Source organism: Nostoc sp. TCL26-01, assembly GCF_013393945.1.
Classification (GTDB): domain Bacteria; phylum Cyanobacteriota; class Cyanobacteriia; order Cyanobacteriales; family Nostocaceae; genus Trichormus.
In genome coordinates this window covers 1,110,575-1,126,392 of sequence record NZ_CP040297.1, presented here as the reverse complement: position 1 = coordinate 1,126,392, position 15,818 = coordinate 1,110,575, and the positions used below count along the sequence as shown (strand labels likewise).

Annotated in this window: 12 protein-coding genes; 7 read left to right on the top strand and 5 right to left on the bottom strand. The window is 41.1% G+C overall.

Translation table 11 applies throughout. The features are described 5' to 3' along the window. Window position 1 precedes the first annotated feature (1 nt). Window positions 2-1,285: a phosphoribosylamine--glycine ligase gene (gene purD, locus FD725_RS04685; protein WP_179047053.1), complete on the bottom strand. Its 1,284-nt coding sequence runs from the start codon at window positions 1,283-1,285 to the stop codon at window positions 2-4. A gap of 313 nt (window positions 1,286-1,598) precedes the next feature. Between purD and FD725_RS04680 the strand changes: the two genes are divergently transcribed. From FD725_RS04680 to FD725_RS04660, 5 genes are all read left to right on the top strand, one after another. Next, the gene (locus tag FD725_RS04680; RefSeq protein WP_179047052.1) at window positions 1,599-2,549 is read left to right on the top strand and encodes an NAD-dependent epimerase/dehydratase family protein; all 951 of its coding nucleotides are present in this window, start codon (window positions 1,599-1,601) and stop codon (window positions 2,547-2,549) included. Between the two features lie 801 nt (window positions 2,550-3,350). After that, window positions 3,351-4,100, top strand: coding sequence for a peptidylprolyl isomerase (locus FD725_RS04675; RefSeq protein ID WP_179047051.1), 750 nt, complete (start codon window positions 3,351-3,353; stop codon window positions 4,098-4,100). Between the two features lie 1,211 nt (window positions 4,101-5,311). Then, window positions 5,312-5,929 (top strand): helix-turn-helix domain-containing protein, encoded by a 618-nt coding sequence (locus FD725_RS04670; RefSeq protein ID WP_179047050.1) that lies wholly within the window; start codon window positions 5,312-5,314, stop codon window positions 5,927-5,929. 48 nt (window positions 5,930-5,977) lie between these two features. Beyond that, on the top strand, window positions 5,978-9,022 hold the full coding sequence (locus tag FD725_RS04665; RefSeq protein WP_179047049.1) for a peptidase domain-containing ABC transporter: 3,045 nt from the start codon (window positions 5,978-5,980) through the stop codon (window positions 9,020-9,022). Window positions 9,023-9,237: 215 nt separating this feature from the next. After that, complete coding sequence (locus tag FD725_RS04660) at window positions 9,238-10,785, top strand: HlyD family efflux transporter periplasmic adaptor subunit (RefSeq protein ID WP_179047048.1); 1,548 nt, start codon at window positions 9,238-9,240, stop codon at window positions 10,783-10,785. Here the strand turns inward: FD725_RS04660 and FD725_RS04655 are convergent. Together FD725_RS04655 and FD725_RS04650 are read right to left on the bottom strand one after the other, a co-directional pair. After that, window positions 10,782-11,123: a hypothetical protein gene (locus tag FD725_RS04655; RefSeq protein ID WP_179047047.1), complete on the bottom strand. Its 342-nt coding sequence runs from the start codon at window positions 11,121-11,123 to the stop codon at window positions 10,782-10,784. The two genes, FD725_RS04660 and FD725_RS04655, sit on opposite strands and share 4 nt — an antisense overlap. A 15-nt stretch (window positions 11,124-11,138) precedes the next feature. After that, window positions 11,139-12,626: a PLP-dependent aminotransferase family protein gene (locus FD725_RS04650; protein WP_179047046.1), complete on the bottom strand. Its 1,488-nt coding sequence runs from the start codon at window positions 12,624-12,626 to the stop codon at window positions 11,139-11,141. A 102-nt stretch (window positions 12,627-12,728) separates the two neighbouring features. On the opposite strand from FD725_RS04650, the gene FD725_RS04645 reads away from it, so the two are divergent. Beyond that, on the top strand, window positions 12,729-13,382 hold the full coding sequence (locus tag FD725_RS04645) for a pyridoxamine 5'-phosphate oxidase family protein (protein ID WP_179047045.1): 654 nt from the start codon (window positions 12,729-12,731) through the stop codon (window positions 13,380-13,382). Between the two features lie 187 nt (window positions 13,383-13,569). On the opposite strand, the gene FD725_RS04640 is transcribed toward FD725_RS04645, so the two are convergent. After that, complete coding sequence (locus tag FD725_RS04640; protein WP_179047044.1) at window positions 13,570-14,178, bottom strand: hypothetical protein; 609 nt, start codon at window positions 14,176-14,178, stop codon at window positions 13,570-13,572. A gap of 212 nt (window positions 14,179-14,390) precedes the next feature. Here FD725_RS04640 and FD725_RS04635 point away from each other — a divergent pair, with 212 nt between their 5' ends. Then, window positions 14,391-15,452 (top strand): serine/threonine-protein kinase, encoded by a 1,062-nt coding sequence (locus FD725_RS04635; RefSeq protein ID WP_179047043.1) that lies wholly within the window; start codon window positions 14,391-14,393, stop codon window positions 15,450-15,452. Here the strand turns inward: FD725_RS04635 and FD725_RS04630 are convergent. Beyond that, entirely contained in the window at window positions 15,421-15,672 is a 252-nt protein-coding gene (locus FD725_RS04630; protein WP_179047042.1) for a hypothetical protein, read from the bottom strand. The genes FD725_RS04635 and FD725_RS04630 overlap by 32 nt on opposite strands. Window positions 15,673-15,818: the final 146 nt, after the last annotated feature.

The following is a 15,818-nucleotide window of genomic DNA, read 5'->3' as shown; positions in this document are numbered from 1 at the left end:
ATTACCCAGCAGTTTTGACTCTATAACCAATATCCTTCCGGTAATATATGCCGGAAAAGTTAATGGCTCTAATTCCAGTGTAAGCTTGGGCGATCGCTTGTTCAAAGTTTTCGCCAATTCCCGTGACATTCAAGACTCTACCGCCATCTGTGACTATTTGTTGTTGCTGGTTCAACTTTGTGCCGGCATGAAATACTGTTGCCCCTGTCGCTTCTGCTTGGGAAATGCCGGTAATGACTTGGCCTTTTGTATATGCCCCAGGATAACCACCAGAGGCGGCGACGACAGTGGCTGATGCTCCCCCATGCCAAGCGATAGGTGGTAACTCGGCTAGACGCTGCTCTACACAAGCCAGAATCAATTCTTCTAGGGGGGTTGCAAGTAGGGGTAATATTACCTGGGTTTCGGGATCACCAAAGCGGCAGTTAAATTCTAAAACTTGAAAATTGCCATCGGGTGTGATCATCAAGCCAGCGTAGAGAACACCACGGTAGTCAATCCCTCTAGATTTTAAAGTGGCGATCGCTCTTTCTAAAACTTCTGTTTGTACCCGTGCCATCAATTCTGGTGTAGCGATAGGTGCTGGGGCATAGGCTCCCATGCCGCCTGTATTCTCTCCTGTATCACCTTCCCCAATCCGCTTATGGTCTTGTGCTGGCAATAAGGGACGAATCGTTAACCCATCGGTCAAAGCTAACACCGACACCTCTTGCCCAGTTAAACACTCTTCAATCACCACAAACTCACCCGCACTGCCAAACTGCCCTTGGAAGATGGTATCAATGGCATTTTCTGCTTGTTCAATCGTGGTAGCAACGATGACACCCTTACCAGCCGCCAAACCATCCGCCTTGACCACTATAGGCGCACCCTGGTTTTTTACATAAGATTTAGCTGCCTTTGCCTCCGTAAATACCGCAGCCTTAGCAGTGGGAATTCCTGCTTCTTGCATCAGCGCTTTTGCCCAAGCCTTACTCGCTTCAATCTGCGCTCCAGCCCTGGTAGGGCCGAATACCAATAATCCCTGATCTTGTAAATAATCAGTAATTCCCTGAGCCAAAGGTACTTCTGGCCCCACCACCACCAAAGAAAACCCCTGAGCTAGTGCGTATTGACTAATTCCGGCAAAGTCATCCACCGCCAAAGGCACATTTTGACAACGTGCCATAGTTGCCGTACCACCGTTACCTGGAACACAGGCGACTTGCTCAACTTGCGGTGATTGCAACAACTTCCATGCTAGAGCGTGTTCCCGCCCTCCATTACCGATAACTAAAACTTTCACTGATTCCCTCTTGCGTCTCTGACGAAACGAGAATGCGATAAGCAAAGCTTAAGCCTTCGGCTATCGCACTACTCGCGGATCAATTCTTCCCCAATTTTGACTCTGATGCAAGTCCTTTCATGGGTAATGGGTAATGGGTAGTGGGTAGTGGGTAAGAGTTTTACCAATGACCAATGACTAATGACTAATGACTAATGACCATTGACCATTCCCCAACCTTGATAAAAATAACTAGAAAATAATGACGTTTCATCAGTGACAGTATTAACCTGTGAGTGTTGGGGTTAAAAAATATTCAATAAAATTAGGAAACATGGCTAAAATTATCGTTACAGGGGCAGCAGGGTTTATTGGTTCCCACTTAGCAGAAACACTGCTACAACAAGGACAAGATGTAATTGGTATTGATGAGTTTAACGATTACTATGAACCGACATTAAAACGCAAGAATATAGCTCATTTAGAATCATCGCCTAACTTTACTCTAATTGAGGGAGATATCCAGTTTTTAGATTGGCACAATATTCTTCAAGATGTAACTGTAATTTACCATCAGGCGGCACAAGCAGGAGTGAGAGCGAGCTGGGGTCAAGGTTTTCGCTCATATACTGAACGCAACATTAATGCTACGCAAATTTTGTTAGAAGCGGCTAAGGATGCTAAACAATTAACTCGATTTGTGTTTGCATCTACTTCTAGTGTCTACGGCGATGCGGAAACATTACCCACCCATGAAGGTATTCCACCCAAACCAGTTTCCCCCTACGGCATTACTAAGCTAGCTGCTGAACGTTTGTGTGGACTGTATCATAAGAATTTTGGTGTGCCTTTTGTCGCCCTGCGTTATTTCACCGTTTATGGCCCCAGACAGCGCCCTGATATGGCGTTTCATAAGTTTTTCAAATCTGTTTTGCAGGATGAAGCGATTCCTGTTTACGGTGATGGACAGCAAACTCGTGACTTTACCTTTGTACGTGATGCTGTAGCGGCAAATTTAGCTGCGGCTAGCGCACCCGCAGCAGTGGGAGAAATTTTTAACATCGGTGGTGGTAGCAGAGTAGTTTTGGCTGAAGTTTTAGATACTATGGAACAAATTGTTGGTCAGCCAATCAAAAGAAACCACATAGAAAAAGCGATGGGAGATGCGCGCCACACTGCGGCTGACGTATCAAAAGCGCAAAAATTCCTGGGATATCAGCCACAAGTTTCTCTCAAGGAAGGTTTAATACAAGAATGGCATTGGGTTAAGTCTTTATATGCTTGAGAATTGAGGAAGAGGACAACAAACAGCACTAGAGATGTTGCATTGCAACGTCTCTAGTAATACATAATTTATGTGTATCATGATGAACGTGAAGTGGTATAACATCATCAGAAAAAAATAAAATCTGCCAAAGTGGCAGTTGTTCTGTGTGTAAATCTTATAAATTAAAGATAGCTAATCGATTAGAGGTAATTGCCAAGTAAACTCATTTTCAAAAATAAAATCAATGATCATTTGACTACATAACCTATAGAAATAATTGTTGTTGCTGCGGCAATTATCTTTTTAGGTTAGTCAATAAATCCTACAGCCATATCGACAATATAACTTCTAATATTATGTATCTTTTGTTCTGGGAATTTGAGTCAAGATCAGTAGGTGTGCTGGCCTCCTTCAATCTGATGAATCAATTCTTTCTATCTTGTCTCTCAATCCTGGGGGAATTGCGATAGACTTTCTATACCTTGGTTGGTATTGCTTGAACCAAATCAAAATTAGTTAGAGAAAAAAGAAATAGTCCTAGTTTAATTGTCAGCATGGTTGCTAGAACTTATAGTTCTTAAATTTCTTTTTTCCGCTTAATAATCTTCGTCCTCCTAGATAGGATTATTACTGCTGGATGAATTGGCAATTTACATAGCGACTCCTAAAATTGCTGGAAGCTAACAAACTTAAATAGCTTCCAGTTTTTTATGTGTTAAGAAATGGTTAGATCCTGCTGGGTTTCTGGAGTTCTGTGGATATATTAGATGTTTGGCTTTTTGGCTCCAGCCTCCAGCTTAACTGCTGGCTAGTACAGCGATGAATGATCTGACCAACGTATTTATTGCACCAGAAGAAATTGTCAACTTCCTGAAAAAAGAGATGAATGTAAAGGAAGTATACCAAAAGATTTTATTTCAAAAGGTCATCTGGCAGGTAGCACAGGCAAGAGGGATCATTGTCACCACAGAAGAGATTGAAGCTGAAGCCAACCGCCAGCGTCGGGAAAAGCGCCTAGAAAAAGCCGCAGATACAGTAGCGTGGTTAGCAGATCAATTAGTAACTCCTGATGATTGGGAAATGGGTATCCGCGATCGCTTATTATCTCAAAAGTTAGCTCATGTCTTGTTTGCGGACAAGGTAGAAGCTTTTTTTCGGGAAAATAAGCGAGCATTCGAGCAAGTTAGTCTCTATCAAATTATTGTTGATTCACCAAAACTAGCCCAGGAAATTTACTATCAAATCGAAGATGGTGAAATTAGTTTTTATGAGGCGGCTAATCGATATGATGTTGATATTCTCCGTAGGCAAAAATGCGGTTATGAGGGTAAAATTTACCGTTTTGCTTTTCCCGTGGATATAGCTACTGTTTTATTTAAAGCATCACCTAAACAGTTAATAGGGCCTCTACAAACTCAACAAGGTTATCATATTTTTATGGTAGATGAGTTATTCTCTGCTGAATTAACACCTGAAAGATATCAAGATATTTTAAATAATATGTTTCAACAATGGCTAGTGACTGAGTTAAATAGTATGCTGAATTCGTTAAGTAGAGATAATGAGTAATTGGTAATACAAAAATCTTCCTATATAACTAGTATTTGATTTCTGTTGGCGTAGTCTGTACTTATACAAAAACTCATACCATTTCACGTTAATCATGACAAACATGAATTATATAGAGACGTTGCAATGCAACGTCTCTACTGTTTCTTATTTCCTATTACCTATTACCTGTTCCCTGTCCCCTATTTCCTGCCAATGCCTTTTCATGCTTAAGATAGATGTACACTTAAAATTTTTTATTCTTAGTTAGGCAATTTTAGCTAGTTTTTAAAATAGGAAAAGTAAAATTAATGATTTTCCTTGACTGTTGTTTGTCTAGCATAAAACTCGTGAATTACTCAAAAATTTATGAAAGCAATAAGTAATATTTAATTTCTTGTCAAGATATCATAAAGATTCTGTAAAGATTGTCCTTTTCTGATAAAAGCTATTGACTATATTTCAGAAAATTCTTAAAAGAATAACAGTGGTGTCAAACACCATATTGAATAACTGTCACTTTTAGGTTAACTTTATCTTTATAATTGGCTAGGGGTTCATCAAATTGGGCTGATGAACACAAAACTAGAATTAGCTTGGTACAAATAGTTTATTTGTGCTAAGTCAAACAAAAATGCTTTTATACTCCAATGTATAACAGGTTTCAACTTCCTACAATCTCGCAAAACTGACGTTTAAACATTGAGAGTTTAACCTCTGGACTTGTATTCTACAGTTCAGTAACATCCTGACGATTAAGGGTAGCCAATTCAGTATTAATGTCTCACTAACTTTCCTGTAATTATTAACTAATACCAGCATTACACCAAGCTTGAGGGAAGTTTGCCAAGTTCTTGATGTCTAATCACGAAAATTTGTTGTCTCAACTAATTTTCTCAAATAATGCTGTTTATTAGGAGAAATCACATATATATAGTAATTCCCTGAGATTTTTCTGATCGTCGCTTGGCATAGCCTACCTGCTTGAGTAAGCAGGGTATAGGTAAGAAGATGCTTTGAGTTGTGCTGAGTTTTTCTCGTTAGCGCCAATAACCATCAACTAGGAGTTTCCTATAGAGAGTTATTAGCACTATTTACAAATAAAACAGGAATTAATTAGCTTGCAAAAGTTGATTGATTTTGCATCTATGTAATCTTGCCATGAGAGTCTTTCTTGATTGGAAGACATAAGCTTGTCGAAATTCTACATTAGATAGCAATTGGTAATCACTATGTCTCACTTTTTTACCCAAGATCCAACTTTGGAATTTTATGAAACTCACGAAAGCAAATTTTTAACACCTTTTCAACGCAAAACTTTACTCAAGCATTTACAAAGCAATTTACAGCCAGAATATCGCCGTCGAATTGAAATTATCTTGATGGCAGATGTGGGTAAATCTCAAACTCAAATCTGTGAAATATTGGGTTGTTCTCAGGAGATGGCGCGTTACTGGATTGGCTTGGCTGAAGCAGGTCTAGCTCACAAATGGAATGAGCGTCCTATCGGTAGACCGAAGATTGTCAATGCTCAATATTTGGATAGATTGAAAGAATTAGTGAGTAATAGTCCTCGTGATTATGGATATGCTTTTAGTCATTGGACTGCTCAATGGTTAAGTAAACATTTAGCCGGGGAACTGGGGATTGAAATTAGCGATCGCCATATTAATCGTCTGCTGAAACAAATGGGGCTTTCGACTAAACGCAAAACAACTAAGCCGCCAGAAATTAACCCCATCCCAGATGCAGCAATTACCATTTGTGATTTAAAAACCACCTCGGAAGCTAGCCTTAATTGGTCATTTAATTTGCTGGAATCGAGTAATGAACTAATTCGTAATTCGTAATTTGAATTATGAATTTGCCCCATAAAATTCAGTGTTGGAGGTAGGGAAATGCCGTCAGGGTTTTCCTCGGAATATTTGTCTCAACAACTCACCCAAATTTTGGGTGAGTCTTTGTCAGAAATAGAATTAAAGAGGTGCATCCAAGCTTTAGAAATTGTTGAACCACCTATTGCTAAACAATTTTGGCAAGCGACAACAGCAATGGCTGGTATTTGGATTGTGCTTGGGGGTAAAGTCAGACTGCTGGATAGCGCACACAATTTGCTTGCTACTCTGACAAGTGGTGCGTCTTTTGGTGAGTTGACTTTGTTTCCTGATGCTGAATTTAGCCCTTATGTGGCTAGAGCTTCGGTAAACTTAAAACTTGGCTATCTTCCCCAAGCAATTTTACAAGAGTTGATGGGTGAATATCCGAGTGTCGGCGATCGCTTACAAAAAAATGCGGCGACTTGGGATTTATTGCTGTGGTGTTGTCAAAACGCGCTGATTCAGCAACATGATTCTGTCGAAAATATCCTCAAAGCTTTGTCTCTATTTGAGCGTTATTCTCTAGAACCTGGTTCACTTCCCACTCACATCACCCAAGATGCGAAACTTTGGTTATTGCGGCGGGGAGAACTAGTTGATACTCACGGACGCACACTCAAACGCGGTACAATTTCCCCATTTAGCAAGCAGGGAAATTGGCAAGTCACTCCATCGACAGTTGTTTACATTCTCAAAAATGCTGACTGGAAAATAGCTGAAGAATACTGGCCACAACTGGATGAATTAGGGAGTGGGGAGTTGGGAGTGGGGAGTGGGGAAAATGATTCTCAATCTCCTGTGACTAACGTTGTCGCGTTTCCCCTTGCAGAACCGCCAGCAACGAAACAAAAGCAACGCCGAGCTTATTTTCCCAGTCCTAGTGTCAAAGTTGGTCATTGGTGGGGACGCTTGACTAAGCGCTATCCCATATTTGAACAGCAAAGTGCAGCTGATTGTGGTGCGGCTTGTTTGGTAATGGTGAGTCGCTATTGGGGTAAGCGGTTGAGTGTAAATCGCTTGCGGGATTTAACTAATGTTAGTCGCAGTGGTGCATCACTCAAGGGTGTGACAGCCGCAGCCGAAACGATTGGTTTTACTACTCGACCGGTAAAAGCTAGCTTGGATAGATTAGCACAGCAAACTCTGCCAGCGATCGCTCACTGGGAAGGTAAGCACTACGTTGTCGTTTTTGAAATCAATAAAAAACAAGTAATTATTGGTGATCCTGCCATTGGACAACGTAACCTAAGCATTGCGGAATTTAAAGCTGGTTGGACTGGTTATGCTCTATTATTGCAACCCACGAACCAACTGAAGGAAACTGAAGAAACAAGTACTTCATTTTGGCAGCTATTTGACTTAGTTAAACCCCATACAAGAGTACTTCTAGAGGTATTTTTTGCCTCGGTTTTAATTCAAATTTTTGGTTTAATCACACCTCTATTTACTCAGTTATTGTTAGATAGGGTGATTGTCCAAGGTAGTACTTTGACATTAAATGCTGTGGGTTTGGGGTTGGTTATATTTGGCTTATTTCGTGTCATTATCAACGGCTTACGGCAATATTTACTTGACCATACAGCCAACCGGATTAGTATCTCTCTGTTGGTAGGTTTTATTAAACATACCTTCAGTTTACCTCTGGCCTTTTTTGAGTCGCGTTACGTTGGGGATATTGTCTCGCGTGTGCAGGAAAACCAGAAAATTCAGCGTTTTTTAACTGGGGAAGCACTGTCAATTATTTTAGATTTATTGACAGTATTTGTGTATGTGGGATTGATGTTTTGGTACAGTTCAGCGATGGCGTTGGCCAGTTTGGCGATCGTCCCGCCTTTTATGTTGCTGGCACTGATTGCTACACCATTTCTACGCCGGATTAGTCGGGAAGTTTTTAGTGCTACGGCTAGCGAGAACAGTTACTTAATTCAATCCCTCACAGGTATTCGCTCAATTCGCTCAATGGCTATTGAACAAACTGTACGTTGGCATTGGGAAGAATTGCTGAATAATGTGATTAGAAAAACCTTCAGTGGACAAATTATTAGTAATCAATTGCAAATTGTCAGTTCAGCTTTAGAAACTTTGGTAACTACTAGCTTACTTTGGTTTGGGGCTTGGCTGGTGATTCAAAATCAACTGACAATCGGTCAATTGGTTGCCTTTAATATGTTGCTGGGTAATATTATCCGACCTTTTCAGAGGCTAGTAGTCTTGTGGAATCAGTTACAAGAAGTGGTGATTTCCACAGAACGTATTAACGACGTTTTAGAAGCCGAACCGGAAGAGGATTTACAACATAAACCCCGGCAATTTTTACCCAGATTACAGGGGCAAATTCGCTTTGAAAATGTCACCTTCCGCTATCATTCAGAAAGCGACCACAATGTTTTAGAAAACCTGAGCTTTGAGATTAAACCTGAGCAAACTGTCGCAGTCGTGGGGCGGAGTGGTTCTGGGAAAACTACTCTATTTAAATTAATTTTGGGTCTATATCCACCGACAGATGGAAAAGTTTTGATTGACGGTCAAGATGTGACTAATATAGCCCTGCGATCGCTCCGTTCTCAAATCGGCGTTGTCGATCAAGATACCTTTCTGTTTGGCGGCACAATCCGCGAAAATGTCAGCATTGCTCACCCAGAAGCCACCCTAGAAGATATTATTACCGCAGCTCGTTTAGCAGGGGCAGATGACTTTATTAAACAAATGCCATTGGGTTATGAAACCCAGATTGGTGAAGCCGGGGGGATGTTATCTGGCGGTCAAAGACAACGTCTAGCGATCGCTCGTGCTTTACTGGGAGACCCCCGTTTATTACTATTAGATGAGGCTACTAGTCATCTCGATTCCGAATCTGAGCGCATCATTCAAAATAACCTGAAAACCATTCTCAAGGGGCGCACTAGCATCATCATCGCCCACCGCCTGTCCACCGTGCGCCATGCCGACCTAATCTTGGTAATAGATCGGGGTTTACTAGTTGAAAGTGGAACCCACGATGAATTAATTGCCAGAAGAGGTCATTATTTTTACCTCAACCAACAACAACTAGCACAGACAGGCTAGGGAATAGGGAAGAGGACAAGGAAGGAAGGGGACAAGGAGACAAGGGGATAAGAAGACAAGGGGACAAGGGGACAAGGGGACAAGGAGAAAATTACTTAATTACTCTTTCCCCCCATCCCCCACTCCCCCCATCTCCCCATCTCCCCATCTCCCCATCCCCCACTCCCCATCTTCCCATCCCCCCTCTCCCATCCCCAATGCCCCATCCCTAAACTATGCCAAATCCATCTCATAATTCATCATCCCTTCTGGTTCAACCACGACAGGCGCAGGTACAACGAGTTCCAGATCCTCACGAATTTGTTGACTATCCCCAAGAGGCTACAACACAGACAAATGACTGGTTTTACGGTACAGAAGAATTACTAGATGCTTTACCGAAGCGTTGGACACGCTCGATGCTCTATTTGCTCATTACTTTTGCTGCTGTTATTTTACCTTGGGCAATGTTTACTAAGGTGGATGAAACTGGCAGTGCTAGAGGGCGTTTAGAACCCCAAGGTGCTACTCAAAAATTAGGTGTTGCGGTTACTAGTAGTGTCAAAGCTGTCAATGTGCAAGAAGGGGCAATGGTGAAAGCTGGACAGGTGTTACTAGAACTAGAATCTGATGTGTTGCAAAAAGAGTTAGAACAGGCACAAACAAGATTAGCAGAATTAATTAATCGCCAAGCCCAACAAGAGTTACTCAAAAATCAACTGATTTTGACAATTAATATCCAACAACAGCAAAACCAAGCCCAAGAATTAGAAAAAATTGCTCAAGTCAGTCAAGCCCAGCAAAATCTAGATGCCAAACAAAGCACATATAATTTACAAAAATTAGAAAAACAAGCGCTAGTGGAACAAGCTAGACAAAATATCAATTCGACAGATTTAGCGCAAAACTTGTCTGGTAGTCGTTGGCAAAGAGATATCAAAGAAGTTGCTCGTTATCGCCAATTGTTAAGACAAGGTGCGATCGCTCAGATTAAAATAGTCGAACTAGAAAAAACAGCTGAAGAAAGTCAACGTGCTTTATTACAAGCCAAATCTGATTTTACTCAAGCCCAACTGCGTTTACAAGCAGAAGTTAGCCGTTACCAAACCACTGTCAGTCAGACTGAATCCGATATTAAGCAAGCTAGACTCCGCCTGCAAGAACAGCAAAGCAGTTATCAAAGCATTGTTCAAGCTGGTAGATTAGCGCTATTAAGAAGTCAGGAACAACTCAAAGACTTACAAGCCCAAATCACTACTTTGCAATCAGAAATTGCCCAAACTAAGAGCCAGATTACCGCTTTACAAATTCAAATCCAGCAGAGAGTAGTGCGATCGCCTGTTGATGGTACAATTTTTGAGTTACCCATCGATAAACCAGGCCCTGTAGTCGAAGCTGGACAAATAGTAGCTCAAATCGCTCCCAAGAATGCAGCTTTAATTCTCAAAGCCACCATGCCTAGTCAAAACAGTGGTTTCTTGAAGGTGGGAATGCCAGTCAAAATTAAATTTGATGCCTATCCTTTCCAAGATTATGGTGTGTTACCAGGACGTGTTAGCTGGATTTCTCCTGACTCGAAAATTCAAACCACCAATCAAGGTAATGTGGAAACCTATGAAATGGATATTACTTTAGAACATCCATACATTCAAAATGGTAACAAACGGATTAATTTAACCCCTGGTCAATCAGCTAATGCCGAAGTAATTATTCGTCAAAGACGAGTGATTGACTTTATTTTAGACCCGTTCAAGAAACTACAAAAAGGTGGTTTAGAGCTTTAGATTGGTAATCTCGTATTTCTCACAACAGTAGAGGCTGGATTTATTTCTTCTACTTCCCTGATTTCATCCCAATCAATAACTACAACCCATAGACGCTCTGATTGAGAATACTCAACTATTCCATCAACTTCTAAATCTTCACTATAAAGAGTAAGGTGTTGTCCAGTTTGCAATGCGATTTTTTGAGTAGAAAGATCCTCTATTGTGCCAATACAATTTAGACGAAGGCGACCTTGAGCATCAGCATTATGAAAATCAACGAAAACTCTTGGGTTTTCGACTAAAACTCGCTGCTGCTCATTATCATTATGCTGCACTTGTTGGCTTGATACGCTCATTAAGCATCTCCATACTTATTTCGTCTGCCGAGGCTGCGGAAGATGTGATACAATTTGCGCTAATCGCCGTACGCCTTCGCTAATTTGTGACTCATTAAGTTCGGCATATCCTAATATAAATTCACTACCAGGACTAGTTTTTAAATAGTTGGGATATGCAGCAACCATACTGACACCAGCAAGTGCGGCACGCTGGATAATTTCATCATCATTGAGATGGGTGTGGATTTTTATCATTAGGTGCATTCCGGCATTTTCTCCCAGAATTGTCACTCGATCGCCAAAATGAGATAACAAAGACTGGACTAAAGTTTGTCGTCGTTGGTTGTAGAGCGATCGCATTCTTCTAATATGGCGTTCTAGATGACCTTCTGTAATAAAATCAGTCAAGGCGTACTGTTCCAATAAACTACATTGCCTGTCTGCTAGCCATTTGGCACGGGCAAAGATAGATACTAAATCATCTGGCACAACTAAATAACCCAAACGCAAAGCGGGAAATAGCACCTTAGAAAATGTACCTAGATAAATCACACAGTTACCTTGGTCTAATCCTTGCAAGGCTGGAATGGGACGTTCACCGTAACGATACTCACTATCATAATCGTCTTCAATAATCATCACTCCTGATTTCTGCGCCCAAGCTAACAACTCTAGCCTGCGAGGAAGGGATAAAACTCCGCCTGTGGGAAATTGATGAGATGGAGTGACATAAACCAGTTTAATGTTGGGAATTATACCTGTTGTTAGATGACTAACGATTAAGCCAGATGTATCTACAGGTACAGGACATAAACTAGCACCTTGAGCTAAAAAAGCCCTTCTTGCCCCTAAATAACCGGGTTCTTCTAGGGCAATGCCATCACCCCTGTTAATGAATAAACGTGTAATTAAGTCAAGTCCTTGCTGGGAACCACCGACAATGATAATTTGCTCGGCACTACATTTTACGGCTCTAGAACGTGTTAGATAAGTGGCGATCGCTTCTCTTAATGGTTGATATCCCATTGAGTAAATTGTATAATCCAGCACATTAGAATTAGGGCGACAATGACGGGCTAATAGCTGTCGCCACAAGTCTATGGGAAACTTGTCAAATGCTGGTCTGCCATAGTTAAAGTTGATTTCTAGTTCTGCTTCTGGCAAACGCAAGAATGCTTTGTCACTGAGAATTTGACCATAGGCTGATAGAGATATTGATGTCGTAGTTGGTTGTAATTTTGACTCAATCGGTGCAGTGTTCAGTAAATCATCCGGGATTTGGCGACAAACAAAAGTGCCTGAACCCACAATAGTTTCTAGATAACCCTCACTCAGTAATTGTTCATAGCTGAGAGTCACAGTAGCGCGAGAAATACTCAGGGATTGAGCCAGCATTCTGGTTGACGGTAGCTTTTGCCCAGGCGTTAATCTCCCTGAGAGAATCCCCCAGCGTAATTCTTCATAGACTTGGCGATGCAGAGGTAAAGCCGCCTGTGGGTTGATGGAGATAGCAAAGTCCATATGATTAAGCGCAAAGTGGACTGGTAGTTTAGGTAAAAAGTGGCTCTTGTCGCATTCCACTTATCTAGATACTCTAGCGATATAGAGTAAAAGTTTCTAGTTATGACTCCACAAAAAGCCCCCAGTCCCAGAACAACTGTTAAGCGTGTACCCCAAAGAGGAAACTATGAACAGGAAACTATCTATCGAATCTTGGATGAAGGATTAGTCTGTCATGTCGGTTTTGTGGCAGAGGGACAACCTTTCGTTATTCCCACCGCCTATGGCAGAGTAGACGACACCTTATATATTCACGGTTCGCCTGCGAGTCGGATGATCAGAACCCTGCAACAAGGTATTGATGTCTGCGTTACCGTCACCTTGCTGGATGGGTTAGTATTAGCGCGATCGGCTTTTCATCACTCCATGAATTATCGTTCAGTAGTAATTTTTGGTACGGCTACCCTAGTAGAAAATACAGAAGAAAAATTTGCTGCCCTGCAAGCATTTACAGAACACGTCATCAAGCGGAGGTGGGAAGAAGTGCGATCGCCCAATCGTCATGAATTAGCCGGAACCCTCGTGCTATCCTTACCTTTAGCAGAAGCCTCCGCCAAACTCCGCACAGGTGGGCCAATAGATGATGAAGCTGATTATCAAATACCCGTCTGGGCTGGGGAACTGCCCTTAAAATTAACTCCAGCCACACCCATCCCTGATGCGCGTTTACATCCTCATATCAAATTACCAACATATATCAGTGATTATACTAGGTAAAAGGGTATTTTAAAAGTTTCAGTAGGTATAAAAATGTCATTCTGACTGGAGCGGAGCGTAAGGAAGAATCTAGGTTTTGTGGCACATACCGAGATGTTTCATTCCGCTACGCTGCATTCAACATGACAAAGAAACAGACTTTTCAAACGTCCTCTAAGAAATGCGCGTATAACAGCCGGAAAAATTACTAAGCTGCAAGTAAACCCAACAATATCTTGAACAATGTTTCTAACTGATCGGGAATTATGTAAAAATTCAAATCCTCATAAATCAAATTATGTTGTCGATCTAGAAAACCAAACTTCCAGATATTCCCAATTGTTACCGCACCATAAATATTAGCAGCAAGAGAATCTTCAAAACAAGCCAAGGCTATTAACTCGACAGCTAATTGAGTAAAACCTCTAGTCAAATCAGCATTCTTGGCTTCTACCACCAACAGTTCTTTGCTGTTTTTTATGTAGTAATCCAATGTGCCTTTCAAGTATTCACTAGCATTCACGGGATACTCTATGTTTAGTTTAGTTTGATAGTAATCGCACAACTCAAATAATATGGGAGCGATCGCTGCTTGTTTCCTCGCATCTTCGGTTAGCAAGCTAGTCAGCCGAAGATTTCTCTTAATGGTTTCATTTAACTGACTAAAACTACTTGGTAGTTGATCAACAATAGGTAGGTCTATTTTTTGGCTGGTATAATTATAGTCCAACTCCTTGAGTATATCTTCTATAGGGAAGGACATTTGGAAGTAATTACTAAAAGTGTAGCTTTGTCCTGGTTGTAATATTTTATTCATTGCTGAGTAGCTAGCTTGTGAGAAGACTAAACCATAAGTATTATGAGGTAGAAGAGGCGATGACTCTATTGTGATGGAGTTTTTCGGTAAGCGATCGCCCTCCTCAATTAAACTACAAGAATAATGATTTCACGAAGAAGCCGTAATGATACTGGCGCATAGACATATTTATGGTTAGATTGATAACATCAACGAGTAGCTGTTGTTGATCTATGGATCGCTTTTCGGAAAATATAACAAACTTGCGTGAGTATAATTTGCCGCAGAATCAACTAGTTCAAATGTGTGATTCTCCGCAATTATTCCGCGATCGCTATAAAATATTAAAAATTATCGGTAGAGGTGGTTTTGGGATTACGTTTCTAGCGAAAGATGCCATTTTACCGGGTAATCCTTTATGTGTGATTAAACAGCTTTGTCCGAAAGTAACCAACACTAAAAGCTGGCAAAATGCTTGTCAGCGCTTTGAAAAGGAAGCGAAAACTTTAGCTAAACTCGGTAGTCACTCACAAATCCCCATGTTACTGGACTATTTTAACAGTCATGGAGAGCTTTATTTAGTACAAGAATACGTGCGTGGCTATACTTTGGCACGTGAAGTCAAACGCAACGGGGTAAAAACTGAAACTGAAGTCAAAGAGTTTTTGCGGGAATTACTGCCAATTTTGCAGTATCTTTATCAAAATAAAGTAATTCATCGAGATATTAAACCACAAAACTTACTGCGTTGTGCCGATGATGGACGAATAGTATTGATTGATTTTGGTGCAGTTAAAGAACAATTAGCTGATATCGTCACAAATTCGCCAAATCAACCTCAAACTAATTTTGTTGGCACAATGGGATTTGCACCCCCAGAACAGTTTTCTCTACGTCCAGTTTACGCTAGCGATATTTATGCTTTGGGTGTAACTTGTGCTTATCTGTTAACTGGCAAAAGTCCTATGGAAATGGCACGCAATAGCCAGACTGGAGAAATCTGCTGGGATGAAGACGTAAAGGTGAGTGATAATTTTGCCAAAATTCTCCACAAAATGCTGAAAGTTTCTCTAGACGAGCGTTTTCAAAAACCGCAAGATGTGATCAGAGCCTTAAGTATCGAAAATGATTTACCCAACTTAACTAACTGTTTAATGACACAACCCTTAAGCAGCAAACCTGCCACAAATCCCGAAACCCCTCAAGTATACTCTCCATCCGTAGCCAAAACAGCGATCGCTATTCGACAATGGAAAGCCAAGCTTAAACAAAAACGGGTAATGGGTAATAGGTAACAGGTAACAGGGAAGAAGGGGAGTGAGGGAGTGAGGGAGTGAGGGAGTGAGGGAGTGAAGGAGTGCTGAGTGCTGAGTGCTGAGTGGAAGTCGGAGAGTACTGACCAATGACTAATGACCATTGACCATTGACTAATGACCATTGACCATTGACCATTGACCATTGACCATTGACCATTGACCATTGACCATTGACTATTGACCATTGACTAATGACCATTGACCAATGACTAATAACTTCGGATTATTCTATAATCGGGAGAATAATCAATTATCTGGCTCTCTCAGTCTGGCTGCACAGAGCAAGACTGTTTAGCATTTACCAAGATTACTACATAAATAAACCCCAAACCTTGACACCAGTGC